Source organism: Komagataeibacter sp. FNDCF1 (assembly GCF_021295335.1).
Taxonomy (GTDB): domain Bacteria; phylum Pseudomonadota; class Alphaproteobacteria; order Acetobacterales; family Acetobacteraceae; genus Komagataeibacter.
The window spans coordinates 2015785-2041403 of sequence record NZ_JAIWOT010000001.1; the positions used below are offsets into that span (position 1 = coordinate 2015785).

Annotated in this window: 23 protein-coding genes and 1 tRNA gene; 15 read left to right on the top strand and 9 right to left on the bottom strand. The window is 63.6% G+C overall.

Annotated elements, in window-relative coordinates:
* Positions 1 to 2: 2 nt before the first annotated feature.
* Positions 3 to 929, bottom strand: a complete 927-nt coding sequence (locus LDL32_RS09570) for a lipopolysaccharide assembly protein LapB (protein WP_233066276.1) — start codon at positions 927 to 929, stop codon at positions 3 to 5.
* 167 nt (positions 930 to 1096) lie between these two features.
* Here LDL32_RS09570 and LDL32_RS09575 point away from each other — a divergent pair, with 167 nt between their 5' ends.
* The 12 genes from LDL32_RS09575 (at position 1097) to LDL32_RS09630 (ending at position 10438) form a co-directional block, all read left to right on the top strand.
* Complete coding sequence (locus tag LDL32_RS09575; protein WP_233066278.1) at positions 1097 to 2329, top strand: glycosyltransferase family 4 protein; 1233 nt, start codon at positions 1097 to 1099, stop codon at positions 2327 to 2329.
* A 235-nt stretch (positions 2330 to 2564) separates the two neighbouring features.
* On the top strand, positions 2565 to 3686 hold the full coding sequence (locus LDL32_RS09580; protein WP_233066280.1) for an aromatic ring-hydroxylating dioxygenase subunit alpha: 1122 nt from the start codon (positions 2565 to 2567) through the stop codon (positions 3684 to 3686).
* 67 nt (positions 3687 to 3753) lie between these two features.
* On the top strand, positions 3754 to 3945 hold the full coding sequence (locus LDL32_RS09585; RefSeq protein WP_233066282.1) for a hypothetical protein: 192 nt from the start codon (positions 3754 to 3756) through the stop codon (positions 3943 to 3945).
* A 96-nt stretch (positions 3946 to 4041) separates the two neighbouring features.
* Positions 4042 to 4596 (top strand): dCTP deaminase, encoded by a 555-nt coding sequence (dcd, locus tag LDL32_RS09590; protein ID WP_233066284.1) that lies wholly within the window; start codon positions 4042 to 4044, stop codon positions 4594 to 4596.
* An 18-nt stretch (positions 4597 to 4614) separates the two neighbouring features.
* On the top strand, positions 4615 to 5877 hold the full coding sequence (gene murA / locus LDL32_RS09595) for a UDP-N-acetylglucosamine 1-carboxyvinyltransferase (RefSeq protein ID WP_233066286.1): 1263 nt from the start codon (positions 4615 to 4617) through the stop codon (positions 5875 to 5877).
* Positions 5878 to 5982: 105 nt separating this feature from the next.
* Positions 5983 to 6723: an ATP phosphoribosyltransferase gene (gene hisG / locus LDL32_RS09600; RefSeq protein WP_233066288.1), complete on the top strand. Its 741-nt coding sequence runs from the start codon at positions 5983 to 5985 to the stop codon at positions 6721 to 6723.
* On the top strand, positions 6720 to 8033 hold the full coding sequence (gene hisD / locus LDL32_RS09605; RefSeq protein WP_233066290.1) for a histidinol dehydrogenase: 1314 nt from the start codon (positions 6720 to 6722) through the stop codon (positions 8031 to 8033). The genes hisG and hisD overlap by 4 nt, the downstream gene beginning before the upstream one ends.
* An 88-nt stretch (positions 8034 to 8121) precedes the next feature.
* Positions 8122 to 8340: a translation initiation factor IF-1 gene (infA, locus tag LDL32_RS09610; protein WP_010508114.1), complete on the top strand. Its 219-nt coding sequence runs from the start codon at positions 8122 to 8124 to the stop codon at positions 8338 to 8340.
* Between the two features lie 16 nt (positions 8341 to 8356).
* Positions 8357 to 8986 (top strand): nucleoside triphosphate pyrophosphatase, encoded by a 630-nt coding sequence (locus LDL32_RS09615; RefSeq protein WP_233066293.1) that lies wholly within the window; start codon positions 8357 to 8359, stop codon positions 8984 to 8986.
* 2 nt (positions 8987 to 8988) lie between these two features.
* Positions 8989 to 10101, top strand: a complete 1113-nt coding sequence (locus LDL32_RS09620; RefSeq protein ID WP_233066295.1) for a ribonuclease E/G — start codon at positions 8989 to 8991, stop codon at positions 10099 to 10101.
* Complete coding sequence (locus LDL32_RS09625; RefSeq protein ID WP_233066297.1) at positions 10094 to 10300, top strand: DNA gyrase inhibitor YacG; 207 nt, start codon at positions 10094 to 10096, stop codon at positions 10298 to 10300. The genes LDL32_RS09620 and LDL32_RS09625 overlap by 8 nt, the downstream gene beginning before the upstream one ends.
* A 62-nt stretch (positions 10301 to 10362) precedes the next feature.
* Positions 10363 to 10438 (top strand) — tRNA-Phe (locus LDL32_RS09630).
* 206 nt (positions 10439 to 10644) lie between these two features.
* On the opposite strand, the gene LDL32_RS09635 is transcribed toward LDL32_RS09630, so the two are convergent.
* From LDL32_RS09635 to LDL32_RS09660, 6 genes are all read right to left on the bottom strand, one after another.
* Complete coding sequence (locus LDL32_RS09635) at positions 10645 to 11985, bottom strand: dihydroorotase (protein WP_233066299.1); 1341 nt, start codon at positions 11983 to 11985, stop codon at positions 10645 to 10647.
* 229 nt (positions 11986 to 12214) lie between these two features.
* Positions 12215 to 14440 (bottom strand): EAL domain-containing protein, encoded by a 2226-nt coding sequence (locus LDL32_RS09640; protein WP_233066301.1) that lies wholly within the window; start codon positions 14438 to 14440, stop codon positions 12215 to 12217.
* A gap of 74 nt (positions 14441 to 14514) precedes the next feature.
* A complete protein-coding gene (locus LDL32_RS09645; protein ID WP_233066303.1) occupies positions 14515 to 16752 on the bottom strand; it encodes an EAL domain-containing protein in 2238 nt (745 codons plus the stop codon).
* A gap of 58 nt (positions 16753 to 16810) precedes the next feature.
* Entirely contained in the window at positions 16811 to 18907 is a 2097-nt protein-coding gene (locus LDL32_RS09650; RefSeq protein WP_233066306.1) for a bifunctional diguanylate cyclase/phosphodiesterase, read from the bottom strand.
* Between the two features lie 397 nt (positions 18908 to 19304).
* Complete coding sequence (locus LDL32_RS09655; RefSeq protein WP_233068804.1) at positions 19305 to 19868, bottom strand: cytochrome b/b6 domain-containing protein; 564 nt, start codon at positions 19866 to 19868, stop codon at positions 19305 to 19307.
* Between the two features lie 69 nt (positions 19869 to 19937).
* A complete protein-coding gene (locus LDL32_RS09660; RefSeq protein ID WP_233066309.1) occupies positions 19938 to 20309 on the bottom strand; it encodes a hypothetical protein in 372 nt (123 codons plus the stop codon).
* A gap of 248 nt (positions 20310 to 20557) precedes the next feature.
* Between LDL32_RS09660 and LDL32_RS09665 the strand changes: the two genes are divergently transcribed.
* Positions 20558 to 21079 carry a hypothetical protein gene (locus tag LDL32_RS09665; RefSeq protein ID WP_233066313.1) on the top strand — a complete coding sequence of 174 codons (522 nt, stop codon included), beginning with the start codon at positions 20558 to 20560 and terminating at the stop codon, positions 21077 to 21079.
* A gap of 51 nt (positions 21080 to 21130) precedes the next feature.
* Here LDL32_RS09665 and LDL32_RS09670 read toward each other — a convergent pair whose 3' ends face one another.
* Positions 21131 to 22135: a ferritin-like domain-containing protein gene (locus LDL32_RS09670; RefSeq protein WP_233066316.1), complete on the bottom strand. Its 1005-nt coding sequence runs from the start codon at positions 22133 to 22135 to the stop codon at positions 21131 to 21133.
* Between the two features lie 223 nt (positions 22136 to 22358).
* Complete coding sequence (locus LDL32_RS09675; RefSeq protein WP_233068806.1) at positions 22359 to 23033, bottom strand: ATP-dependent Clp protease proteolytic subunit; 675 nt, start codon at positions 23031 to 23033, stop codon at positions 22359 to 22361.
* 225 nt (positions 23034 to 23258) lie between these two features.
* Here LDL32_RS09675 and LDL32_RS09680 point away from each other — a divergent pair, with 225 nt between their 5' ends.
* Both LDL32_RS09680 and LDL32_RS09685 read left to right on the top strand, forming a co-directional pair.
* The gene (locus LDL32_RS09680) at positions 23259 to 24269 is read left to right on the top strand and encodes an OmpA family protein (protein WP_233066318.1); all 1011 of its coding nucleotides are present in this window, start codon (positions 23259 to 23261) and stop codon (positions 24267 to 24269) included.
* Between the two features lie 88 nt (positions 24270 to 24357).
* Positions 24358 to 25599: an LL-diaminopimelate aminotransferase gene (locus LDL32_RS09685; RefSeq protein ID WP_233066321.1), complete on the top strand. Its 1242-nt coding sequence runs from the start codon at positions 24358 to 24360 to the stop codon at positions 25597 to 25599.
* The last annotated feature ends 20 nt before the right edge of the window (positions 25600 to 25619 follow it).

The window sequence follows — 25619 nt, forward strand, 5'->3', positions numbered from 1 at the left end:
GGTCAGGGTGCCTCGGGGTCGGTTTCCAGCAGGGACAGGTCCTGGCGCGCCAGATCGGCCTCATCCGAATCCGGGGCCAGTGTCACCACTTCCTGCCAGTCGGCGCGGGCTTCTTCCATCCGGCCCTCGCGCTGGTACAGGATGCCGCGTTCCAGCAGGGCCGGAACATTGTGGGGCATGTCCTTCAGCGCCGCATTGATATCGTCCATGCCCTGCCCGATCCGCCCCAGCCTGCGCCATGCGCCCGCGCGCGCCACCAGCGCATCGTCACGTGCGGCGGACGCGGCAGGCAGGGGGGTCAGCATGTCGATGGCGCGCTGGGGCTGGTCCAGTTCCACCGCCACATGCGCAAAGACCAGCCGCAGCGCCACGTCCTGCGGTGCCAGTGTCAGCCCGTAGGTCGCACTGTCCATCGCCTGTTTCGGGCTGTCATCGGCCTGCCATGCGCGGGCGGCTTCCTCGGCCACGGTGGCGCGCCGGCGCACGGACCAGGGCGTATCAGACGCCGGGGGCTGGGCACCCTGCGGCACGCCCCCGGGCCAGCCGGGCACACGGGCCAGCCGGTCGAGCGATACGGCGGCCGTCGCCACATCCCCCAGTTCCATCTGGGCAAGGGCCGCGCACTGCTCGGCCTCCAGCCCGCCACCATGGGCATGCCAGTCCTCGGCATAATCGCGCGCGCCATCGGGGTCATCAGTCAGGGTGGCGGTGCAGTGGGAAAAGCTCCAGTCCTCATGCATGGCCGCGGGCTGCATGGGCTGGGACGCCGTGGTGACAGGGGGTGTATCCGCCGGGGCCGGGGCGCCACCATCAGCCCATGCGCGCCCGCAGGCCAGGGCCGCAGCCAGCAGCATGCAGGCCCCCGCCACGACAAGACCCGCCATCAGCCCGGGCGCCATGGCCCGCCGGAACACGGGGCGACTGCACATGACAGGGGCATGGGCTTGTGCCCGCATGGACAAAAGGGAAACGGGCAGGCACGCGAAAACTCTCATTACCGCATTCGTCGGCCCAGCCGCAGCACACGTCAAGGGCAAAGCCCCCATTCGCTGCCAGCCCGTGCAGTTTCGCTACGTTCATGATATGAAGGAACGTGATGCAAACCGTTTCTGACCGACCTGTCATATTACAGGCGCTCCCCGCGCTCGAATCCGGCGGGATAGAACATGGCACGCTGGAAATGGCGCAGGCCATTGTCCAGGCTGGTGGCACGGCCATCGTGGCCAGCGCGGGCGGGCGCCTTGTCCCGCGCCTGAAATATATCGGCGCCATTCCGGTCGAAATGGAGCTTGGGGCCAAGAACCCCATTTCCATCATGCGCAATGCCGGACGGCTGCGCCAGGTCATGCAGCATTATGGCGTGAATCTTGTTCACGCCCGCTCCCGCGCACCTGCATGGGCGGCCCATTACGCATGTCGGCGGCTGGGGGTACCCATGGTCACCACGTGGCATGGCGTGCATGACGCCAGCCTGCCGGGCAAGAAGCGCTACAACAGCGTGCTGGCATCTGGTGCGCGCGTCATCGCCGTAAGCCGCTACATCGCCACCCGCCTGCATGATGAGTACAAGGTGGACAGCGACCGCCTGCGCCTGATCCCGCGCGGGGCGGACATGGTGCGTTTCGACCCCCGTGGCGTACGCGGCAACCGGGTCCAGAAACTGATCGGGCTGTGGAACGTACCCGATGGCGCCACCGTCATCATGCTGCCCGCGCGCGTGACCCCGTGGAAAGGCCACGCCCTGCTGGTCGAAGCGCTGTGCCACCTGCACCAGAGCGGTGGACTGGGCGGGGACTGGGTGTGCCTCTTCGTAGGGGAAACGAACGAGAAGGAGGGCCGGCGACTTGTAGCGCAGGCACAGAAGGGCGGGATCGCCTCCCGGCTGCGCTTTGCCGGCCACTGTGCGGACATGCCCGCCGCGATGATGCTGGCGGACATGATTGTCGTGCCATCCCGCCGGCCCGAACCCTTCGGGCGTGTGGTGGTGGAAGCCCAGGCCATGGGCTGCCCCGTTATCGTATCGGGCCATGGCGCGGCGCTGGAAACGGTGGAAACCGGAGTGACCGGCTTTTCCTACCCCCCCGAGGATGTCAGGGCGCTGGCCGCCTGCATCCAGCATGTGGCCGGGATGGACATTACGGAGCGCGAGACACTGGCATGGCGCGCACGTGAAAACGTGCGTACGCATTATTCCACCCAGGCCATGCAGTACGCGACACTTGCCGTATATGACGAACTGCTGGGCACCCAGCTTGCAAATACCTTCTACCACAACATGGTGGCCGGGCAGCCATGGGGCGATGACGTAACCCTGCCCGAAGCGGGATGACAGGCGGGGTGGTTCCATTATGCCATGTCCGGGACCATGCCGCCTTGATCTGCCTCATCAGCTGCGCGGAAACCCCGGACGAGCATCCTGCATTAAGCATGTGCCTTATACGGCGGGTGGTTTTACAATCGACAATACGACTGTAATTCTTCACCCATTGCGCATTCCTCCTTCTGGCGGACGGGCATAGCCCGTGGCCCGCCGTTGCAACGCGAACACTTCGGGACCACACCACATGAACCAGATTTCCCCCGTCCAGGCAGACACCGCACCCCGGGCGCCCCAGCCCGACCTGCGCCGGGTCGATTGCGACCCGGATTTCTGGTACCCCGTGGCGTGGTCGGCCGACCTTAAAAAAGACAAAACGCTGGCGGTCAGCTACGCGGGCACGCCCATCGTGCTGGTCCGCCCGGCCGAAGGCAGCGTGTTCGCGCTGTACGACCGCTGCCCCCACCGCCAGGTTCCGCTGAGCAAGGGCACCGTAAACGGCCAGACCGTACGCTGCTGCTACCATGGCTGGGCATTCGGCCGCTCGGGCCGCTGCATCGACGTGCCCTATCTGGGCAAGGGCAAGCTGCCCAACGGCGTGCGTACCTTTCCGGTGCGCGAAGCAGGCGGGCTGATCTTCATCTTTCCCGGCAACCCGGAAAAGGCCGATACCGTCCCCTTCCCCAAGCTGGCGCAGACCGACAACCCCAAGTACAAGACCAAGCATTTCAGCCCGCGTGTGAACTGCCACTACACATTCATGCATGAAAACCTGATGGACATGAACCACCAGTTCCTGCACCGCCGCCAGATGGGGCAGATCAAGGCGCGCTTCCTGGGGCAGGACAGGGGCGAGAACTTCATTGAGGCACGGTACAGCTTCATGCGCTGCGCGGGGCAGCAGCCGCTGGCCGAGCGCCTGATCTTTGGCAAGCACAAGGACCTGCAGGGCAAGGAACAGCCCATCGAGGAGGTCGTGACCATCCGTACGGAATACCCGTACCAGACCCTACGCATCACCGACAAGGACGGTGACCTGATCATGGACCTGTGGACCGCCTATGTGCCGCTGGACAAGGAGCAGCGCATGACCCAGTCCTTTGGCCTGCTGTCCATCCTGCGCCCCCAGACCCCGCTGCTGATCGACCTGATCTGGCCCGCGCTGGGCTGGTTCACCAACCGCATCTTCCTGGAAGACAAGGAAATCGTGGAGCTGGAACAGGCGGCATGGAACGAGGTGGGCCACGACCGCAATGTCGAGATCTTCCCCGTCGTGGTCGGCCTGCGCGAATTGCTGGCGCGCTGCGGCATCCCGCATGGCACCACACGGCCGGACACGAAACCCGCCGCACCCGCCGCCACCGCCTGATCCATCCCCACGCCCCGCGCCCCGGCCCATGCCGGGGCGCCTGCCCCAGCCTGACGAAACACCGACCATGACCGAACGGCCAGATACCCCCCGCCTGACCGACAGGGCGGAGGCCACCCGAAGCGCCCGCCAGCAGCGCGAGGCCGAGGCCCTGCGCGCCAACCTGCGCCGCCGCAAGCAGCAGAGCCGCGCCCGCGCCACCCCGGCAGGTGACGCCCCCCCACCCGCAGGCCACGACATATCCCGCAACGAAGCGTGATTGCCAGTTGCGGTCGGGCGGCCACTTCGTTAGGGATCGGCCAGCGGCATGCCCATGCCGCTGGCCGCGCCACTCATGCCCAAGGGAAGGGACCCCATGCCAATAATGCCTGATACGTGGATTCGCCGCATGGCCACGGAACATGGCATGATCGAGCCCTTTGTGGAGAAGCAGAGCCGTGAGGGCGTGATCTCCTTCGGCCTGTCCTCCTATGGCTACGACGCGCGTGTCGCCAATGAATTCAAGATTTTCACCGACGTGGACAACGCGGTGGTCGACCCCAAGAACTTTGCCGAGAACAGCTTCGTCACCCGCCATGGTGACTGCTGCACCATCCCGCCGCACAGCTTCGTGCTGGCGCACACGGTCGAATATTTCCGCATACCGCGCGACACGCTGGTGGTCTGCCTGGGCAAATCCACCTATGCGCGCTGCGGCATCATCGTGAACGTGACGCCACTGGAGCCGGAATGGGAGGGCCAGGTCACGATCGAGATCAGCAACACAACCCCCCTGCCCGCGCGCATCTATGCCAATGAGGGGATCTGCCAGTTCCTGTTCTTTCAGGGCGCATCACCGTGTGAAGTCAGCTACGCCGACCGCAAGGGCAAATACATGGGGCAGGTCGGCGTCGCCCCACCGCGCATGTAAGGGCAGGAACCGCAAGTCATGGACCGTTTCATCATTCACGGCGGGCACCCGCTGCGTGGGGACATCGTTATCGGGGGGGCCAAGAATTCGGCCCTCAAGCTTCTGGTGGCGGGACTGCTGACCCCCGAACGCCTGATACTGGACAACGTGCCCCGCATTGCCGACATCCGCACCATGCGCAGGCTGCTGGCGCAGCACGGTCTGGATGTGGAGGACGTGAGCGGGGATGGCGGCACGCTGTCGGTAGGCGGCAACATTACCAATACCGAAGCACCTTACGATATCGTTTCCATGATGCGCGCCTCCATCCTGGTGCTCGGCCCGCTTCTGGCCCGGTGCGGGGAAGCCCGTGTGTCCCTGCCCGGTGGCTGCGCCATCGGCACCCGCCCGGTTGACATGCATCTCAAGGCGCTGGAAACGCTGGGGGCCAAAATCACGCTGGAGAATGGCTACATCCATGCCGAAGCCCCGAACGGGCTGAAGGGTGAGCGGGTGATCCTGCCCTTCGCCTCGGTCGGCGCCACGGAAAACCTGCTGATGGCCGCGACCCTGGCCAAGGGGCGCACCGAGATCGTCAATGCCGCGCGTGAGCCGGAAATCGGCGATCTGGTCGGCTGCCTCAACGCCATGGGCGCGCGGATTACCGGCATTGGCACCGGCAAGCTGGTGATTGACGGGGTGGAAGGGCTGCATGGCGCGCGCTACCGTGTCATGCCCGACCGGATCGAATGCGGCACCTATGCCTGTGCCGCCGCCATTACCGGGGGCGAACTGCGGCTGGTGGGCGGACAGATCGAGCACCTTGGCGCCGTGGTCCGCGCGCTGGAGGAAGCAGGCGTGGAAATGGTGCAGGAAGACGGCGCGGTGCGCGTGCAGCGCACGGGCGCGCTGCGCGGGGTCGATATCATGACCGAGCCCTATCCCGGCTTCCCGACCGACATGCAGGCCCAGTTCATGGCGCTGCTGTCGGTGGCGGAAGGGGCCTCGATGGTGACCGAGACCATTTTTGAAAACCGCTTCATGCATGTGCCCGAACTGAACCGCATGGGCGCGCGCATCAACGTGCACGGGTCTTCCGCCATTATCCGGGGCGTGCATTCGCTTTCTGGCGCGCCGGTCATGGCAACCGACCTGCGGGCATCGTTCTCGCTCATCATCGCGGGGCTTGCCGCCCATGGCGAGACGATCCTGAGCCGTGTCTACCATCTGGACCGGGGGTACGAGGCCGTGGAGCGCAAGCTGGCGCAGTGCGGGGCGCATATCGAGCGCGTTTCCGGCTGACGGGCCGCTGCCCCGAGAAAACTGCCCTTCCTGCATGATGGCTGAATGTGGTATGCGCGCATGTCACCAAAGACGTGCGCCGGATATCCGGGCGCGCCTGCCTTCATGTCGGAGAATGCATTGACCGTCCTGTCCCCGGCCCAGAACGCCGTTCCGGAAACGGATAGCCCGCTGGTACTCGCCCTGCCCAAGGGCCGTATCCTCAAAGCCGCGGCACCGCTTCTGCATATGGCGGGCATCGTGCCCGGACCGGACTTCAATGACGAGAAAAGCCGCCTGCTGCGCTTTGAAACCAACGACCCCGGCATGGACGTGGTGCGCGTGCGCTCGTTCGATGTGGCGACTTTCGTGGCCTTTGGCGGCGCGCAGATCGGCATCTGCGGCGCGGATGTGCTGATGGAGTTCGACTACCCCGAAATCTATGCCCCGCTTGACCTGGGCATTGGCGGATGCCGCATTTCCATCGCCCAGCCGAAGGACCGCAGCGGGCAGGAGGACAATCCCAACCGCCTCTCGCAGGTGCGGGTGGCGACCAAATACCCCTCCCTCACCCGGCGGCATTTCGCGGCGCGCGGCATCAATGCCAGCATTGTCCACCTGCATGGCGCGATGGAACTGGCCCCGGTTCTCGATCTTTCACACCTGATCGTGGACCTGGTGGATACCGGCTCCACCCTGCGCGCCAACGGGCTGGAGGAGACGCACACCATCGCCCACGTCACCAGCCGCCTGATCGTGAACCGCACGGCGCTCAAGACCCGGCCCGAGCGGATTACCGCCATCATCAACCGCTTCCGCACGGCGCTGGCCTCCAGCACCGTGCCGGGCAAGGACCAGCCGGCATGAAGCGCCTCGATACCACCCAGCCCGACTTCCGCACCCTGTTTACCGCGCTGCTGGCCGACCGTGACAGCGACACCGCCCGCGTTGATGGCCCGGTAACCGAGATCCTGGCTGCCGTGCGCAGCCGTGGGGACGCAGCACTGTGCGAGTTCACCAACGAGTTTGACCGGGCCGATGTCACCCCCGCCACCCTGCGCATTACCGCAGCCGAGGTGGATGCCGCCTGTGCTGAAGTATCGGCCGACCTGCTGGCTGCGCTGGAAGTGGCGGCCACCCGTATCGAATCCTTCCACCGCGCCCAGATGCCATCCGACCTGCGTTACGTGGACGGCGCGGGCGTAACGCTGGGCATGCGCTGGACGGCGCTGGATTCGGTTGGCCTGTACGTGCCCGGTGGCAAGGCGGCCTATCCTTCCTCCGTGCTGATGAACGCCATCCCCGCGCATGTGGCGGGTGTCGGGCGCATCGCCATGTGCGTGCCAACACCCGGTGGCGTGCTCAACCCGCTGGTGCTGGCTGCGGCGCGGCGCGCGGGCGTGACCGAGATCTACCGCGTGGGCGGCGCGCAGGCGGTGGGAGCAATGGCCTACGGTACGGCCACCATCGCCCCGGTCGACCGCGTGGTGGGGCCGGGCAATGCCTATGTGGCAGAAGCCAAGCGACAGGTTTTCGGCAAGGTGGGAATCGACAGCATTGCCGGTCCGTCAGAGGTGGTCGTGGTGGCGGATGCCAACAACGATCCGCGTGCCATAGCACTCGACCTGCTGGCACAGGCGGAACACGACCCCATGGCCCAGTCCATCCTGATCACGCCGGACGCGGGCATGGCGCAGAAGGTGGAACAGGCCGTCACCACCGAGCTTGAAACCCTGCCGCGTGCCGAAATCGCCCGCGCAAGCTGGGACGCCCACGGCGCGATCATAACCGTGCGCGACCTGAATGAGGCGGCAGACCTTGTAAACGAGATCGCGCCGGAACATCTGGAGCTTATGCTTGACGCGCCGGAACCCGTGTTTGACCGCGTGCGGCATGCGGGCGCCATATTCATCGGGCGGTACTGCCCCGAAGCCATTGGCGATTATGTCGGTGGTCCCAACCATGTGCTGCCGACCAGCCGCACGGCGCGTTTTTCATCGGGGCTGTCGGTATTCGACTTCATCAAACGTACCACGTTCATTGGTGCGCAGGCCGGGTCGCTGCGTGAAATCGGCCCCGCCGCCGTAAGCCTGGCCGAAGCGGAAGGCCTTGATGCCCATGCGCTGAGCGTGTCGGTCCGGCTGGACAGCCTGAAGCGCGCGCAGAACGGAACTTGACCCGGGCTGCGCGTATCCCCACATAAACCAACCGTACTGCATGCAACGCCTGCGGCAGAACGGCAAACCTTGATGATTGAAGGACACGATGTCGAAAGAAGACATGATCGAATTCAGCGGCACAGTCACCGAACTGCTGCCCAATGCCATGTTCCGCGTCACACTGGATAATGAGCATACCATTCTGGCGCATACCAGCGGCAAGATGCGCAAGAACCGTATCCGCGTACTGGCAGGCGACCGCGTGAACGTGGAAATGACGCCCTATGACCTGACAAAGGGTCGCATCACGTTCCGCTTCAAGTAAGCCGCCCTTGCCGGTCATGACCGAAAACACCGCTCCCACCGGGGCGGATGCGGGCGCGCAGCTTGTTCTTGCCTCGGCCTCGCCACGCAGGCTGGAACTCCTGCGCCAGATCGGGATCGTGCCCGACCGGGTGCACCCGGCCAATCTTGATGAAACACCCCGGCGCGACGAACTGCCCCGCCCCCATGCCCAGCGCCTGGCGATGGAGAAGGCCGACCATGTGGCGGCCGTACTGGATGGTCCGGCACTGGTTCTCGCGGCTGATACCGTGGTCGCCCTGGGCCGACGCATCCTGCCCAAGGCGGAGGATGCGGCAACGGCGCGTGCCTGCCTGAACCTGCTGTCCGGGCGGCGCCATACCGTTTTTACCGCCGTGGCCCTGCGCCCCACCGCCGCGTGGAAGGACGGGCGCGCGGGCAACCGGCTGGTGGCCAGCACGGTCGCCTTCTCACGCCTGACCCCCCTGCAGATCGACGCACTGATCGAGGCGGGTGACTGGCAGGGCAAGGCGGGGGGCTATGCCATACAGGGGCATGCCGCGGCGTTCGTGCGGTTCCTGTCGGGCAGTTATACCGGCATTGTCGGGCTGCCCCTGTTCGAGACGGCGCAGATGCTGCGCGGGCAGAAGGGGTGCTGGCTGCGGTGAGCATGCGCATCTGCGCCAGCAGCAGCCCCGGAGAGGTCCGCATTGCCGTAACCGGCCATGACGTGCTGCTGGATTTCGCACTATGGCGGCCCGACATGGCCGATGGTGTGGGCGATATCTACCGCGCCCGCGTCAGTGCCCACGTACCTGCCCTGGGCGGGACCTTCATTACCCTGCCGGGACTGGAACAGGCTGGCTTCCTTCCCGATTCGGAAGGGCTTGGCCCCCTTACGCAGGGGCAGACGGTTCTCGTGACCATCACCCGCAGTGCACAGGGCGGCAAGGGGGTACGGCTGGGCGCGCGCAACCTGCCACCCGACCTGCCCGGCGGGTCCGAACCCGGCCTGCTGCGCCGTGGCCCGACCCCGCTGGAGCAACTGGCCCGGCAGTATCCGGATGCACCGATCCTTATTGATGATGCCACCATTGCCGCCATGCTGCCCGCAGCGCTGCATCCGCGGCTGACACGCGTCACCTCCGCTTTTGACAGCGACCTGCGGGCCAAGGTGGACGCGCTGGAAGACCCGGTCGTGTCACTGCCCGGCGGCATGTCGGCCAGCATCACGCCCACGCCCGCACTGGTCGCGATCGACATGGATGGCGGGGCCACCAGCATGGACCGCCGCCCCAAGCAGACGGCACAGTTCGCCGCCAACCGCGACGCGCTGCCCGACCTGCTGCGCCAGTTGCGCCTGCGCAACCTGTCGGGGGCGATCATTGTGGATGTGGCGGGGCTGGCCATACGCAAGCGTCGCGCACTGGCCGAAACGGTGGAAACCCTGCTGAAGGATGACCCGCTGCGCCCGCGCTTTCTTGGCTTCACAGCACTTGGCCTGGCGGAAATCGTGCGCCCGCGCGTGCATCCGCCGCTGCATGAACTTTTTCACTCGCGTGAGGGGCAACTGCTGCGCGACCTGCGGGCCCAGATGCAGGCCTATCGTGGTATGCCCCCCAATGGGCGGCCTGTCACATTGGCCTGCGGGCATGGTATCATGAAGCTCCTGCAGGACCATCCGGACTGGATGGCGGATTTCGTACGCCTGACGGGCCGCGTGCTTCAGCCGGTCATGGCACAGGCGCTTCCTGCCAATGGCTGGAGATTTGACCATGACTGAACGGTCTGCCCTTCCCCCCTGCCCCATCTGTGGCCAGGCCGCCCAGCAGCGCTACCGGCCGTTCTGTTCGCGCCGCTGTGCCGATGTTGACCTGGGCCGCTGGTTTTCAGGCCAGTACCGCGTGCCCTCGGCCACGTTTCCATCAGAAGAAGATGAAAAATACACAAGACGGGTTGATCCCGATGATGAGGTAGGTTAAACGCTTGTCCAGCGTCACGGCAGGCCCCGCCTGCTCCTGACCCAGCCGGACAACGGCCCGGTGCCCAAGTAGCTCAGTTGGTAGAGCATGCGACTGAAAATCGCAGTGTCGGTGGTTCGATCCCGCCCTTGGGCACCATTCAGTTCCCTAAAAAACAATAGCTTTCTTTTACCGGATCTGTCCGCATGCCATCTGGCAGACAGGATGGCCCATTGTCATGCTTCCAAAACAGAAAGAAGGTTTTGGTGAAGCTTTTTTCCAGAAAGCTTCAGGAACGTCGCCCTTGATGGAAAAAGGCGACGCCCCCAAAATTTCTACTGTTTTCTATCAGCAGGCCATGCCGGTCAGGCGGCCTGCGGGCGGTCCGTGGCTTCGAACAGCAGGGGTTCGCCCTGTGCGGTCGGGGCAAGCTGGTTTTCCCACATCACCACATTGCCACGGATAATCGTGCCCATGGGGCGGCCCGTCAGTTCGCGCCCGACAAACGGCGACCAGCCACATTTCGAAGCCAGCCAGTCCTGCTGCACCATCCAGCGCGCGGCAAGGTCCACAACCGAGAAATCAGCGTCGTACCCCACCGCGATGCGCCCCTTGCGCACTAGCCCGAACAGACGCTGCGGGCCTGCCGATGTCATGTCCACCACCCGGCGCAGCGACACGCGCCCGTGGGCCACATGGTCCAGCATGAGCGGCAGCAGGGTCTGCACGCCGGGCATGCCGGACGGACTGTCGGGGTAGCTGCGCCGCTTGGCTTCCAGCGTATGGGGGGCATGGTCGGAACCGATGATGTCGGGCACACCCTGGCCCATCCAGTACCACAGGCCATCGCGCCACGTGCGGCCACGGATGGGCGGGTTCATCTGCGCCAGCGTACCCAGTTCGGCATACGCTTCCTCCCCCGCCAGCGTCAGATGCTGGGGTGTGACCTCGCAACTGGCAATATCCTTGTGGCCTGACAGGAATTCCAGTTCGGCCGGGGTCGTGACATGCAGCACATGGATGCGCCGCCCCGTGCGCCGGGCCAGATGCACGATACGCTGCGTCGCCCGCAGCGCCGTTTCCTCATCGCGCCATACGGGGTGGGAGGACGGATCGCCCGCCCTGCGTTCGGACAGGCGTTCATGCAGGCGGGTCTCATCCTCGGCATGGATGGCCACGCGGCGGCGGCCGGCGCGCAGCACGCGCTCCAGCACGGCATCATCCGACACCAGCAGGCTGCCGGTGGAAGACCCCATGAAGATCTTGATGCCCGCCGTGCCGGGCAGCATTTCCAGCTCGCCACAGCGATCGGCATTGTCCGTGGTGGCGCCGACATAGAAGGCATGGTCACACCACATGCGCCCGCGTGCCCGCTCCAGCTTGTCCAGCACGGCTTCGGGGCAATCGGTGGGGGGCTTGGTGTTAGGCATCTCGAACACGGCGGTCACACCCCCCATGACGGCGGCCATGCTGCCCGTTGCCAGATCTTCCGCCCCGGTCAGGCCGGGTTCACGGAAATGGACCTGCGTATCGATCACACCGGGCAGGACAGTCAGCCCCGTGCAGTCGATCACGCGGCCTGCATCCCCCTGCCCGCCAATGCGGGCAATCCGCCCGTCACGCACGTAAACGTCGGTCACGACCGTGGCGTCGGGCAGGACAACGCTACCATTTTTCAGGCAGAGATCAAAAACGGGTAAGGTCATGGGCATATCCTGTGGTCATTGGCCCGCATCCGGCCACAGGCGGGCGCACGGGCGGCAGGTGGCGCGCCGGGCCGGATATTGTGTGACCCCGCACGTCTGTCACCTGATGTATGGCATGCACCTGCCGCCATGCAAACCATGCCGCCGGGCAAATGCCCATGCCCCGTACACAAAACACCCCGGTCCTTGCGAACCGGGGTGTGGTCATGACGCCTGCTGGCGCGGTGTGTCATTCGCCCGAAAGGACGGGCGGTGCCTCCCTGGCTTCCTTCAGTACGGCGGCCAGCCTGTCATCACGGAGCCATTCCTCCAGCTTGTCCGGTGGCATGGGCCGCGCAAACAGGTAGCCCTGCACCACGTCACAGCCAAGCTGGCACAGCAGGTCAAGCTGGCGGATGGTCTCCACCCCTTCCGTCACCACCGTCATGCCAAGACGGCCACCAATGCCGATCACTGCAGTCGTCACCGCCTGGGCATTGGGATCATGCTCAAGGTTCATAATGAAGCTGCGGTCGATCTTGATCTCGGTCAGCGGCAGGCGCGTCAGACGCGAAAGCGACGAATAGCCGGTGCCGAAATCATCCATCGACAGCGCGACACCCAGGTTACGGATGGCCTGCAGGACCATGTTCGTATCCTCGTTTTCCGTCATCATGACGCTCTCGGTAATCTCGACCGTCAGGCGATGCGGCTCAAGCTGGCTGTCGCTGAGCAGACGGGCAATGAAACCGGGCAGGTTGCGGTTACGGAAATGCCCCGCCGAAAGGTTGACCGCCACGGTGGGCACATGCACGCCGTGAGCATCCCACTCCAGGATCTGCTGCACCGCGCGCTCAAGCGACCAGGTGCCAATGGCCTCGATCTGGCCGGTCTCCTCCGCCACGGCAATGAAGCGCGAAGGATAGATGTTGCCCAGTGTGGGGTGATTCCACCGTGACAGCGCTTCCACGCCATACAGCGTGTTGTTGCGCACGTCGATCTGCGGCTGGTACTGCAGGTTGAGCAGCCCCTTGGCCAGCGATTCACGCAGGGCGGAACCCAGCAGCAGGCGGTCCTGTGCTGCCTTGTTGTCCTCCGAACGGGCAAGGTGAGTCATGCCAAGACCCGCGCGCTTGGCGTGGCGCATGGCCTGCTCGGCATAGCTGAGCAGGGATTCACCATCTGGCCCGTTTTCAGGGAAGACGCTTATGCCAATGCCCAGTGTCGGCACGATCATGTTGCCGCCGATCTCGATCGGCTGCTTTACGCAGTCATGCAGTATGGTGGCGAACTTGACCGCGTCTTCCTTGCGCGTGTTCGGCACGATGATCAGGAATTCGTTCGGGCCGGACCGGCTGAGCACGTAGTTGCTGCGTGAAACACCCTTCAGCCGTTCCGACACGGATTTGAGGAACCCGTCGCCATTGATATGACCCAGCGCGTCATTGATATCGCGGAAACGGTCGATATCGATCATGTACAGCGCGAAGTGGTTGTCACCCGGCTGGCCGATCATGGACCGGATCACCTTGTGCACGGCGGTACGGTTGAGGAAGCCGGTCAGCGGATCGAAATTGGACAGCTGCGAGATGTGCTGGCGCGCCTCATGCTGCTCGATCAGCACGCCACAGAAGGGCACGCAGCTGTTCACGATCTGCGCCGGCCATTCCCCGCGATTACGCTCGGAACGCGAATACAGCGCGAAAATGCCGGTAATGCGGCCGTTGCGCGTACGGATGGCCGATGCCCAGCAGTGGTGCAGCCCCAGCGAAATGCCAACGGAGCGATAGCTGTCCCACACGATGGTGGTCGCCTCGCCCAGGTCATTGGCCAGCGCCGCGATATCCGCCTCCGTCAGGCGCATTTCCTCCAGCGCCGCGGCAAAGCGGCGCGGCATGCCGGGGCCGGACAGGATACGCAGGCGGTTCTGGTCGTCCAGCAGGATCAGCACGGCCACGGTGTTGGGGACCAGCACCTCCACTTCGCGGCAGACCATGTCGGCCACGTCCTGAATCTGGATCTCGCTGGAAAGCGAGCGGAAAACCGTATTCTGCAGTTCCATCACCCGGCTGCGATGGCCCGCGCCCGTGATGCCACGCACCGTCATCAGGCGGTAGTTCCGCCCTGGCGTTCCCACCTTGGCAGTGCTCAGGCTGATCTCGGCGGAGATGTAATCCCCGCTGCGGTTTTCAAACGTGACCTCATCGGCAAACGGCCCTGTCCGGTCTGCGGGCACATCCATGCTGAACGGCAGGTGACCGTTCTCCATCGATGCCGCCAGCAGTTCATTGGCCGGCCTGCCCACCAGTTCGCCAGGATCATACCCCCACAATATCGTGGCTGCAGGATTGGCGTACAGGATCATGTTGTGATCATCAATGATGATCATGCCATCCTTCGCCTGACTGAGCAGTTCGAAACTGATGTCAGGAATGGTTTCAGCGGCGGGTAGAGGAATGGAATTCTTGGGTTTCATAGTAATCCAACATGATGAACACCTGTTTCCAATCAGGCGCCGGGATCGGGAGATGGTCGGTTATCGGGGCAGTTTCATGTCTGGGTCCCGTCTTTTGGCGCGGCGGCCTCGACTATGCTGGCCTCCAGCGTGCGGGCAGGACCCTTTGACCATTCGAGCATGTCGGCCGGCTCCATCGGCCGGGCGAACAGGTAACCCTGCACCACATCGCAGTTCAATCCCTGAAGCAGCTGGAGCTGGACTTCGGTCTCGACACCCTCTGTCACGACCGTCATGTCCAGGCGGTTGCCAATGCCGATGACCGCCGTGGTCACAGCCTGCGCATTGGGATCATGCTCAAGGTTCATGATGAAGCTGCGGTCGATCTTGATCTCGGTCAGCGGCAGGCGCGTCAGGCGCGAAAGGCTGGAATACCCCGTGCCGAAATCATCCATCGACAGGCCGACGCCAAGATTGCGGATGGCGGCCAGCCCTTCCATCGTGTCCTCGTTCTCGTCCATCATCACGCTTTCCGTTATTTCAACGGTCAGGCGCTCGGGGTCGAGGGCACGTTCCTTCAGGATGCGCTCGATCAGCGCGGGCAACCCGCGATTGCGGAAATGCGCGGCCGACAGGTTGACCGAAACGGTGGGAACATAAAGCCCCTTCTGCTCCCAGTCGATGATCTGCCGGGTCGCCTCCTCCAGCGACCATGTGCCGATCGTCTCGATCTGGCCGGTGTCTTCCGCCACGGCAATGAAGCGTGAAGGGTAGATGTTGCCCAGCGTGGGATGCTTCCAGCGCGACAGCGCCTCCACACCATATAGCCTGCCGGTCTTGATATCGACCTGCGGCTGGTAATGCAGGTTGAGCATGCCCTTGGCTAGCGATTCACGCAGGGCGGAACCAAGCAGCAGCCGGTCCTGTGCGGCGCGGTTATCCGCCGTGCTGGACACGCAGTAACTGCCACGGGCTTCCTTCTTGCACCGCCGCATGGCGATCTCGGCATGGCCCAGCAGGGATTCCCCATCCGGCCCGTTCTCGGGAAAGAGGCTTATGCCGATGCCAAGCGACACGATCAGCAGGTTGCCCGCGATCTCGACAGGTTCCTGCATGGCCTTGATCAGCCCCTCGGCAAAGGCCGTGGCCTTTTCCTCGTCACTGTCCGGCATGACGATGACGAACTCGTCCCCACCCGAGCGGCTGAGGATGTAGTTGCTGCGCGACATCATCTTGAGCCGCTCGGCAATGGCCCGGAGGAAGGCATCGCCATTCATGTGGCCCAGCGTGTCGTTGATATCGCGGAAGCGGTCGATATCGATCATGAAGACCGCGAATTTGTTGTCACCCGGGCGGTCGATCATCGACTTGATGATCTTGTGGATCGCCGTGCGGTTGAGGAAACCGGTCAGGGAGTCATGGTTGGCCAGCTGGGAGATATGCTGCTGGGCCTCGTAATTCTCGATCACCACGCTGCAGAACGGCACGCAGCCGGTCACGATTTTCTGCGGCCAGTCGCTCAGCTTGTACTGATTGCGCGAGAACAGGGCGAAAATGCCCGAAATCCGGCCATTACGCGACTTGATGGCCGAAGCCCAGCAGTTATGCAGTCCCAGCGAGATGCCCAGCGAGCGGTAACTGTCCCACACGATGGAGTTGGCTTCCGACAGGTCATTGCCCAGCGCCGCAAGGTCCCCTTCGGTCAGCACCATGTTCTCGAGTGCGGCGGCATAACGGCGCGGCAGGCCAGGACCGGACAGGATGCTCAGCCGGTTGTTCTCGTCCAGCAGGATGATGGCGGATACGGTGTTGGGCACGAAGCTTTCCACCTCACGGCACACCAGGTCGGCCACGTCCTCCACCTGCATGTCGTTGGAGATGGCCTGGAATACGGTATTCTGCAGGTCAAGCAGCTTGCGGCGATGGCTCTCCTCGGTCACACCCTTCATGAAGGCCATGTAGTAGCGCTTCTTTTCCGGGCCGAGCAAGGCTGTGGAAATCGACATCTCGCCCGAGATGTAGTCACCGGCCTTGTTCTCGAACGTGACCTCACGCGATGTCCCGACAATGCGGTTCACGCCGGTCTTGCGGTTCTTGTAGATGTAGCTGTCATGATCACCACGGTAGACCGAGGGAACAAGGCAGCTGACATTGCGGCCCAGCACCTCGCTCTCAGTAAAGCCCCACAGCTTTTCGGCAGCCGGATTGAAGAAAACGATCTCGTTGCGCTCGTTGATGATGACGACACCGTCCGTTGCCTGCTCCAGCAGCTGGAGGCTGACGTCGGCGGTCATGTCGAGTTCGCGCGTAACCGGTTTTGCTTCAGTTGTCATTGGCTCTTCATGCGGGTTCATTACATACTCGTGCGGTTTCATGAGAGATTCCGAAATCTCAGATCTCGGGATACGATAATGGCGAAGCTGCGGCACGCAGCGGGCGGGCGGCAAAAGGCTGACGCATGCCATGTGCATCATCGGGGCGCATGCCGGGTGCGGTTGGCGCCATCTGGGTGGGATGACCGATCAGGTAGCCCTGTCCTTCGTCACAGCCCCTGGACGAGATCGCGGCAAGCTGGTCCGCCGTCTCGATCCCCTGGGCCAGCACCGAAATCCGCAGCGCATGCCCCGCCACCATGACGGAGCGGACCAGTTCGGCCATGGCCGGATCCGTTGCAACCTGCTTCATCAGGGAGCGGTCGATCTTGATCTTGTCAAACGGGAAATCACACAGCATCGACAGGACCGAATGGCTGCCGCCAAATTCATCAAGCGCAAGACCCACACCCAGCGTATGCACCCTGCGCGCCATGGCGAGGGCACGCCGGCGGTCACGCTGCACCGTGGTTTCGGTAATCTCGATTGCCAGACGGCGCGCGGGCAGGCCGCTGCGGTCCAGGATATCGGCCACGACATCGGCAAAGCGCGGCTGGAGGAACTGCGTGGCGGACATGTTGACCGCGACACGCACATTGTCATCCCAGCCCATGGCCGCATGGCAGGCCTGTTCCAGCACCCATTCACCCAGCTGGACAATCAGGCCGTTTTCATCGGCAAGAGCGATGATCTCAAGTGGGGGAATGGCCCCCTTTGCCGGGTGGTCCCAGCGCAGCAGCGCCTCATAGCCCGAGATCTCGCCCGTGGCGACCACCGTCTGTACCTGATAGAACAGCGAAAGCTGCCCTTCCTGCATCGCCTTCTTCAGGTCCTCGCCCAGCGCCCGGCGTGCGCTGGCATTCTGGTCGAGGGAGTTTTCGTAATACCAGACGGTCTCATGCAGGTCGGTCTTGGCACGGTACATGGCCATGTCCGCGCGTGAGATCAGGGTTTCGCTGTCCTGCGCATCCAGGGGATAGACCGCAACCCCGATGCTGCCGCCGCTGCTCACCACATAATCATCAATGGGAATGGGCTGGTTGAGCGCATGGCGGATGCGCTCGACAAAGCCGTGCAGTTCGGCACTGTCGGACGTGCGGTGGATGGCAATGAACTCATCGCCCCCCAGCCTCGCCACGAACTCTCCCTTGCCCAGCAGGGCGCTGAAACGCTCGGCCAGCGTGGTCAGGACAATGTCCCCCGCCGCGTGCCCCCGCGTATCATTGATTTCCTTGAACTTGTTCAGGTCAATGCCGATCAGCGCGAACTGCGTGCCGCTCTGGTCGGCCATTGCCACTTCCTGCTCCAGCCGTTCATTGAAGCTTATGCGGTTCGGCAGGCCCGTCAGCGCGTCCGACATTGCCATGCGGTGCAGTTCATCATAGGAATCCTGCCGCACGCTGCCATCAATGACAAAGCAGGCGATACCGGCGATGATGGTCAGCATGGAGCCACCGATGACCGCGAAGCCAATCGCCAGGAACTGGCCGTTATCGTGCATCATCTGCATATGCGGCTGCACGGCGACGTGCATGGCCGCCATGCCGGTGAAATGCAGGCCGGCCACCGCGCCGACCATGGCCAGCGTCATCCCGGCTTCCCGGGACACGGTAGCTGGCCGCAGCGCCAGCATGAGAGCAAGCGACGACAGCACGATGCCGGCCAGGACCGACAACACGACCAGCGGCATGTTCCACACCACCGGGGCATCCACCCGATAGGCGGCCATGCCGATGTAATGCATGCTGCCGATACCAAGACCAAGGATTGTCCCGCCCACCGCGCAACCACCGCGCCCGTACAGCCGGATAGCGGCCATGACCGCAAGCGGAACGGCCACGAACATGGCCAGCAGGGACAGCACCGTCTCGACCGGATCCAGATTGACGGCTGCGTTGCAGCGATACGCCAGCATGGCGACGAAATGCGTGGACCAGACAAAGCTGGCCCCAGCCAGGGCTGCCAGGAAATACCAGCCGATACGCTGCCTGCCACGCGTTTCTGCCACACGGGTTATCAGGCGCATGGTAATCCATGCACCGGCAACACATACAACAAGCGCACCAGCAAGCAGGACGGGATTGTATACCTTCAGTTCATAGATATGATTGCTCATGATTTCCATTTTTGAACGATCAATACCATCAAACCGCCGACAGATTTCAGGGCAATATCCGACGCCGCATGGGGGATGCGGAGATCATCTGGCATTAACCGCCTACGACAGGGGCATAAAACAGGCGATCAGCTATTTATTTTTATTTGCTGAGATTAACCTGATATTAGTAAACCCTCTCTTGGGATGCAACAAAAAAATATTGCCCTGAATCCCACAATGCCATGCTCCTGCCGCTTTATTGGGAATATATAGGGGCCAGGCATTACTCTAATTACAAATCAAGCGTTAAAATCACAATTATTAGGTTTATTTTCCTATTTTTATACTTATAAATTGCATTATTTGTGTTTTTGATTCCCAAATATTAGGAATTTATACCAGTTTCTTTCCTTTTTCATCCGCGCGACAGCATGCGCTGGAACACCCGGTCCCGGCAGACAAACAGGTGATACAGGCCCGCACCAGCGTGAAAGAGTGCAGTTACAAACAGTAACCATGCATTCCAGTGATGTAGCCACGAGAAAAAGGAATGTGACCCGCGCAGCAGGACCGGAAAAGGTGAATTGATCGGCACCCCAAACGCCATGACGGGCCGGCCGGTGGACCAGCGCGCCATGTAGCCGAACACGATTTCGCCCCCCAGCAGCAGGTAAAGCAGGCGATGCACGCTCCGCGCGACGCGGTCCTGAAATGTTACAACGGGAAAACGGATCGTCCGCCCGCCCGTCATGCTCCACGCGATGCGGGTCGTGAACACCGCTGCCAGCAGCACGCCGAGCGATGTATGGGTCGCCACCAGGAACGTCCGCGATGGCGTGCCACGGGCTAGCAGGTGCCACGCCACCTGCCCTACGGTAAACTGCTCGACCACCAGCACGGCGGTCAGCCAGTGCAGCCAGCGGGTTTCCCAACTGTACCGTACGGGGCCGCGGGGGGAAACGGAAGAATAAGCGGTCACTTCGGTCACCTGTGGTTCAAATGGCCGGACGGTGCGGACGATCTGGCCAGACCGCCCGCGCATGTGGGCTCAGTTGACGCCGGGCAGAAGGGCGCTGTCCTCACCGCCAATATTCATGTTGGAATAACTGCCATCGGTCATGCCCGGCGCCCGGCTTCCGGATGCGGAACCCGGCATCATCATCGCGCCGGTCATCTGGTCGGCTTCCCCGTCACCATCATTGCTGAACTGCGGCACATCGCCACCCGCACCCATTTCCGGCGCGCTGTACTGCGACACCCCGGCCGAAGCACTCTGTCCCGCCGTCTCGCCCGGCATGTAGCCACCGGCCCCGCCGCTACCCGACTGCCCTCGTGCCTGCGCCATGCCCGCACTGCCAGCCAGCATGGCCCCGACAGTCAGCGCCGCGATTCCCTTCATGATGCAACCCGAACCTGACATCCGATTTCCCTCCCGTTGCGTGCCATGGCTCATGCCGCATGGCTTCCCTGTCTTACATGGGACATCCGTCCCGACATGCCAACATTACCGCGCCTGCAAGCGGATCGGGACAGTTCTGTCACGCATGCCACGCGCGTGTGCCATGCAGCATGGAACACCCGAGCGGGGGCATGGTTGTCATGAAACGTAACGGAGCGCACAGTCCAGATCGTTCCGCCAATCGCCTGCACCGTGATGGAGACAGCAAGATGACCATTCTCGCCACCCTTCCCCTGAGCCAGATGACCGTGGTGCCCGACCTGCTGGCCGCCCCGGTCGGCACGGTCATGATCGCATCGGAAATCTCACGCGATGACCAGAAGATCGTCATCCGCAGCCGCCTCGTTTCCAAAAACGGGACGACACCCGGCCTGATCATGATGGCGGCGAAGACAAAGGGGTATTTCGTGCCCGACGACGCATGTACCGAATTCGTGCGCACCGCGTTGGACGTCACCACCGTCATGCCGCTGCTGCTGACGAAAATCCTGCCCGGCTTCCGCTACAAGTATGACGCGGTGGTACGGGGCGACGTATGGCAGCTGCGCGATGAGGCGGGCAAGGAATTCGCGGGCCTGGCTGTCAACTCATCCGATGAGGAGGAAAGCAAGGTTTCCGCCTATGCCCGCATCGAAGGCGGCCGGATTGGCGATATCGTGCCCGCGACGCGTGTGGCCTATCTGGGCCAGCTTGATTTCGGGGCAGGCAACGCCACACCCACGCTGGGCTGAATGGCTTCCCCCGGCCATGGACCTTTGCCATGGCCGGGGCATGGATATGGCTCAGGCCGCGCCGGGCTGGCTTTCCAGGCTTGCCGAATTGGGCGTGCGCCTGAGGAACCGCCGGATGAACCGCGCCAGGTTGGGGGCAAGCTTCGGCCGCAGCAGGCGCGGGTCGTAACCCGAGAAGCGGCGTTCGTTCTCGATCAGGCAGATATCGATCATGTCGCGCAGCGGCACATCGATATCGGCCACCTCCTTGGTGCCGTTTACGGTGAAGTTGTTGTCCTGCTGGTGCCTGTTGCCATCGGCATCGAAGGTGGTGACCATGCCCAGGCGTTCATACAGCAGGAAGAACCATACGCCGATCACGCGCGCCTCGAACCACGGGCGCTTCCACAGCGGCATGGTGGCGCGGTGCCACGCCAGCCAGTTGGCGAACAGCAGGATATGGCGGCATTCCTCCTGCATCACCGGCTCGAACGTGTCGATCAGCGCAGGGGGGAAAAAGGCTGATTTCTGGGCAATGGCGAACAGGCCGAAGGCAAAGAAGCTGTCCACGCATTCCGAGAATCCCGTGACCATGTAGGCCCATTCCACATCACGCGGTTCGATGTAGGGCGGCTCCGACGCAAGCGGGATGCCATAGGCCTCCACCATCTTGGACAGCACTTCCTTGTGGCGGTTTTCCTCCCACGCATTGCGTGACAGGGCATCCTTCATGTCCGGATCATCGATCAGCCGGGCATAGGCCGCCATGCGCAGGCGGGCCTTGCCTTCGGTCTGGACCGCGATGTCCCAGATCGGCAGCGAGGTCACGCGTTCCAGCGTTTCCCTGTCCAGTTCGGGCCATTCAATGACCGATGGCTTGTAGGGGTTGAAGGTTTCGCGGAACATGTCCGCCACGGCCTTCTTGTGCTCGGCCGATCCGGGCCTGAGCGGGCCGGGCACCGGGCTGGACCAGTGGCGGGCGTTGAAATCGGCCTTCGCCACCGCATCGGGGGTGGCGGCACCCGCGTCACGGGCTTCGGGCAGGGTTGTGTAGATATCGGAGAGTGATTTCGTCATGTCGGCTCGCTGCTCGGAACGGTGTCGGGTGGAAACGCGGCCAGCGGCATCGATCCATCCGACCTGACACCCTCGTCGCCGGTTCCCATCAATTATATTCAGGCACCATTCGGTGCAGGACTGTTACAGGAAATCTGCAGGGGGCACCCGGTCAGTCCGGGCACCCCCTGCAAAACGGAACAGCAGCATTACGGACGGGCCGTACGGCCCGCCTTGCCCTGGATCAATGCAGGTCCGAGATTTTGTCGATCACGCGCGTCACCAGCCCGTATTCGATCGCTTCCGGCGCGGACATCCAGTAATTGCGGTCCGTGTCCTTGCAGACCTTCTCGTAAGGCTGCCCCGTCTCACGTGCGAAGATATGGTTCAGGCGCGCACGCATCTTGATGATTTCGCGAGCCTCGATATCGATATCGGTCGCGGGACCGCGCACACCGCCCATGGGCTGGTGCAGCAGGAAGCGCGTGTTGGGCAGGCAGAAGCGCCGCTCCCTGTTGCCCGCCGCAAAGATCAGGGCACCGGCGGACGCCACCCAGCCCGTGCCGATCATGTTGATGGGGGCCAGCGAATCGACAAAGCGGATCATGTCGTGGATGGTGTCACCACTTTCCACATGCCCACCGGGCGAGTTCACGTACACGTCGATCGGCTTGTCCGACGCACCGGCCAGCGCCAGCAGGCGACCGGTCACGTCGCGGGCGATCTTGTCATTGATCGGGCCGAACACCAGCACCTTGCGCTGGTCGAACAGGCGGCTTTCCAGTTCGCCAACGGGCGAGGAAAGCGTGCGGTTCTTGTCGGGCTCCTCGGTTTCCGGGCCCTGGGGTTCGGGGATATCGGGATCTCTCGGATCTTCATCATCCATGCGGACGCGGTCTTTCGGCTGCATGCCGTTCATCGGGTTCTCCCTATTCTCCGGGACTGTCCTGGTCATGCCCTTATCCTGCGCCGCCTTGCGCCCGGTGCCAAGTCCCCCGGCACCATGCCGGGGCAGGCCACCGGGCACAAAGGCGATGGCAGGAGGGGCTGCGCGGTGCAAGCCCTCTCGCTAAGATCGGTATTGCAGGCTAGTTTGTCCGCGTTATGTCGTGTGCAGGCCAAAACGGGCCATGGGAGCTAGAGATTGGGAAAGCGGGCACCATCGCCAAGTCCCGGAAGATTTTTTTTTCCGCCAACCGGATGCGTCGCCCCCCTGCGGGCCGTATTCCTTGCGCTGCTGGCCACGGGCACGGCGGGCTGCGCACACCACCAGGATACGGTCGATGCCCTGTCGGACTGGTACCACCGGTACCAGGGCGGCGTGATCGGCCAGCAGCGGCCACCGCCGCCGGGTACGCACCAGCCCTATCCCAAGATCGGGCTCGGACCGAACAGGCTGCCATCACTCCCCTCGCCCGACCTGCGTGAGGACATTACCACCGACCTCGAGGCCCAGCGCGAATTCAACCAGCGTCAGGACGCGATCATGGGCACCATGCCCACGATCGCGGACATCCCGCCCGTTCCCACCCATCCGCTGGCAAACAGCCAGTCCGCGTCCCTGCAGGCGGCCGATGGCACGGATGCGGGCACCAGTAGCGGCGCCCCCACGCATGGCGGCAACGCCACCCCCCGTGGCGAACGCGGCATGTCCACCCAGCCCGAACCCGCGCGTGACAGCAGCGGGAAGCTGCTCATGCCCGAAATCACCACCACGCTGCCCGACCATCCCGAAGCGGTGCCTGCCAACCTGCCCCCGATTGCCGCGGCCCCGCCCGAACTGCCCAGCGTGGGTGGAATCAGCCTGCCCGACAACGCCGCGCGCGACGGCATGGACCTGCCGGCCTATCATCTCGCCTCCCCCGATGACGGGGAGCCTGTCCGCTTCCTGTCCGGCTCGGACCAGATCGAACCGGGGGAGGAAGACGTGGTGGGCAGCATCGTGCAGCAGCGTGGCAACAGGTTCGTGATCGTGAACGGCTATGGCAATGCCGCGACCGCCACGGCAGAAGGGCAGACGGCGGCGCTGAACCTGGCCATACTGCGCGCGCGCACCCTGACGCGCCTGCTTCTGGCCCGTGGCGTGCCGGCCAGTCGCATCACCGTGCGAGCCCATGCCTTTGGCAATGGTGCAAGATTGGCCATCGTGCGCTAGAGTAGCGTGACCGGAGCCCGCCATGGGGGTGGGCCCGGCCTGATCCCAACCCGGCGCCGCGTGTCGCGCGCCCTCAACAGAGCATCCCATGACCGAAGAATTCCACCGTATCCGCCGCCTGCCGCCCTATGTCTTCGCCGAAGTCAACAAGGCCAAGGCCCAGGCCCGAGCGCGGGGGGAGGATATCATCGACCTGGGCATGGGCAACCCCGACACCCCCACCCCGCCCCATATCGTGCAGAAGCTGGTCGAGACGGTGTCCGACCCGCGCACGCACCGTTATTCCGTCAGCCGTGGCATTCCCGGCCTGCGGCGGGCGCTGGCGGGATATTACGAACGCCGCTTCAATGTGAAGCTCGACCCCGAGACGGAAGTGATCGCCACCCTTGGCTCCAAGGAAGGGCTGGCCAACCTTGCCTCCGCCATCACCAGCCCCGGTGACACGATTCTGGTGCCCAACCCGTCCTATCCGATCCATCAGTTCGGTTTCATCATTGCCGGTGCGTCCGTGCGCTCCATCCCGGCCACACCCGATGATGAAATGCTGGAGGCGCTGGAACGTGCGGTGCGCCATTCGGTACCCAAGCCCACGGCCCTGATCGTCAACTTCCCCTCCAACCCCACGGCGTACCTGGCCGATATCGATTTCTACCGCAAGCTGGTGGCCTTTGCCCGCAAGCATGAAATCTGGATCCTGTCCGACCTGGCCTATGCCGAGATCTATTTTGGCAGCAACGTCCCCCCCTCGATCCTGGCCGTGCCAGGGGCGAAGGACATTGCGGTGGAGTTCACGTCCCTGTCCAAGACCTATTCCATGGCGGGCTGGCGCATGGGGTTTGCCGCGGGCAACCCGAAGCTGATCGCGGCGCTTACGCGCATCAAGTCCTATCTGGATTATGGCGCGTTCACGCCCATCCAGGTTGCCGCCGTCGCGGCACTCAGCGGCCCGCAGGACTGCGCTGCCGAAATCCGCGATACCTACCGCAAGCGCCGCGACGTGCTGATCCAGGGCCTGCACGCGGCGGGGTGGGACGTGCCCTCGCCCGAGGGCTCGATGTTCGCCTGGGCGCCGATTCCCGGGCGGTTCCGTGAACTGGGCAGTGTCGGCTTCTCCAAGCTGCTGCTGGAAAAGGCCGGGGTTGCCGTGGCCCCCGGTCTGGGCTTTGGCGAACATGGCGAAGGATTCGTGCGGATCGGACTGGTGGAAAACACCCAGCGCCTGCGCCAGGCCACCCGCTCCATCCGCCATTTCATGGCGGAACATGGCGGCGTTGCCCCCACCACGCAGCAGGCAGCCCCCCTGCCTGATGAACAGCCCGCCCATTCATGACTGCCCAATCGGTTGACGGA

What these genes read in the sequence shown, in the direction of transcription:
- LDL32_RS09570 (WP_233066276.1), bottom strand. Translation starts at nt 929, where the DNA reads ATGTGCAGTCGCCCCGTGTTCCGGCGGGCCATGGCGCCCGGGCTGATG.
- LDL32_RS09575 (WP_233066278.1), top strand. Translation starts at nt 1,097, where the DNA reads ATGCAAACCGTTTCTGACCGACCTGTCATATTACAGGCGCTCCCCGCG.
- LDL32_RS09580 (WP_233066280.1), top strand. Translation starts at nt 2,565, where the DNA reads ATGAACCAGATTTCCCCCGTCCAGGCAGACACCGCACCCCGGGCGCCC.
- LDL32_RS09585 (WP_233066282.1), top strand. Translation starts at nt 3,754, where the DNA reads ATGACCGAACGGCCAGATACCCCCCGCCTGACCGACAGGGCGGAGGCC.
- dcd (WP_233066284.1), top strand. Translation starts at nt 4,042, where the DNA reads ATGCCAATAATGCCTGATACGTGGATTCGCCGCATGGCCACGGAACAT.
- murA (WP_233066286.1), top strand. Translation starts at nt 4,615, where the DNA reads ATGGACCGTTTCATCATTCACGGCGGGCACCCGCTGCGTGGGGACATC.
- hisG (WP_233066288.1), top strand. Translation starts at nt 5,983, where the DNA reads ATGTCGGAGAATGCATTGACCGTCCTGTCCCCGGCCCAGAACGCCGTT.
- hisD (WP_233066290.1), top strand. Translation starts at nt 6,720, where the DNA reads ATGAAGCGCCTCGATACCACCCAGCCCGACTTCCGCACCCTGTTTACC.
- infA (WP_010508114.1), top strand. Translation starts at nt 8,122, where the DNA reads ATGTCGAAAGAAGACATGATCGAATTCAGCGGCACAGTCACCGAACTG.
- LDL32_RS09615 (WP_233066293.1), top strand. Translation starts at nt 8,357, where the DNA reads ATGACCGAAAACACCGCTCCCACCGGGGCGGATGCGGGCGCGCAGCTT.
- LDL32_RS09620 (WP_233066295.1), top strand. Translation starts at nt 8,989, where the DNA reads ATGCGCATCTGCGCCAGCAGCAGCCCCGGAGAGGTCCGCATTGCCGTA.
- LDL32_RS09625 (WP_233066297.1), top strand. Translation starts at nt 10,094, where the DNA reads ATGACTGAACGGTCTGCCCTTCCCCCCTGCCCCATCTGTGGCCAGGCC.
- LDL32_RS09635 (WP_233066299.1), bottom strand. Translation starts at nt 11,985, where the DNA reads ATGACCTTACCCGTTTTTGATCTCTGCCTGAAAAATGGTAGCGTTGTC.
- LDL32_RS09640 (WP_233066301.1), bottom strand. Translation starts at nt 14,440, where the DNA reads ATGAAACCCAAGAATTCCATTCCTCTACCCGCCGCTGAAACCATTCCT.
- LDL32_RS09645 (WP_233066303.1), bottom strand. Translation starts at nt 16,752, where the DNA reads ATGACAACTGAAGCAAAACCGGTTACGCGCGAACTCGACATGACCGCC.
- LDL32_RS09650 (WP_233066306.1), bottom strand. Translation starts at nt 18,907, where the DNA reads ATGAGCAATCATATCTATGAACTGAAGGTATACAATCCCGTCCTGCTT.
- LDL32_RS09660 (WP_233066309.1), bottom strand. Translation starts at nt 20,309, where the DNA reads ATGTCAGGTTCGGGTTGCATCATGAAGGGAATCGCGGCGCTGACTGTC.
- LDL32_RS09665 (WP_233066313.1), top strand. Translation starts at nt 20,558, where the DNA reads ATGACCATTCTCGCCACCCTTCCCCTGAGCCAGATGACCGTGGTGCCC.
- LDL32_RS09670 (WP_233066316.1), bottom strand. Translation starts at nt 22,135, where the DNA reads ATGACGAAATCACTCTCCGATATCTACACAACCCTGCCCGAAGCCCGT.
- LDL32_RS09675 (WP_233068806.1), bottom strand. Translation starts at nt 23,033, where the DNA reads ATGAACGGCATGCAGCCGAAAGACCGCGTCCGCATGGATGATGAAGAT.
- LDL32_RS09685 (WP_233066321.1), top strand. Translation starts at nt 24,358, where the DNA reads ATGACCGAAGAATTCCACCGTATCCGCCGCCTGCCGCCCTATGTCTTC.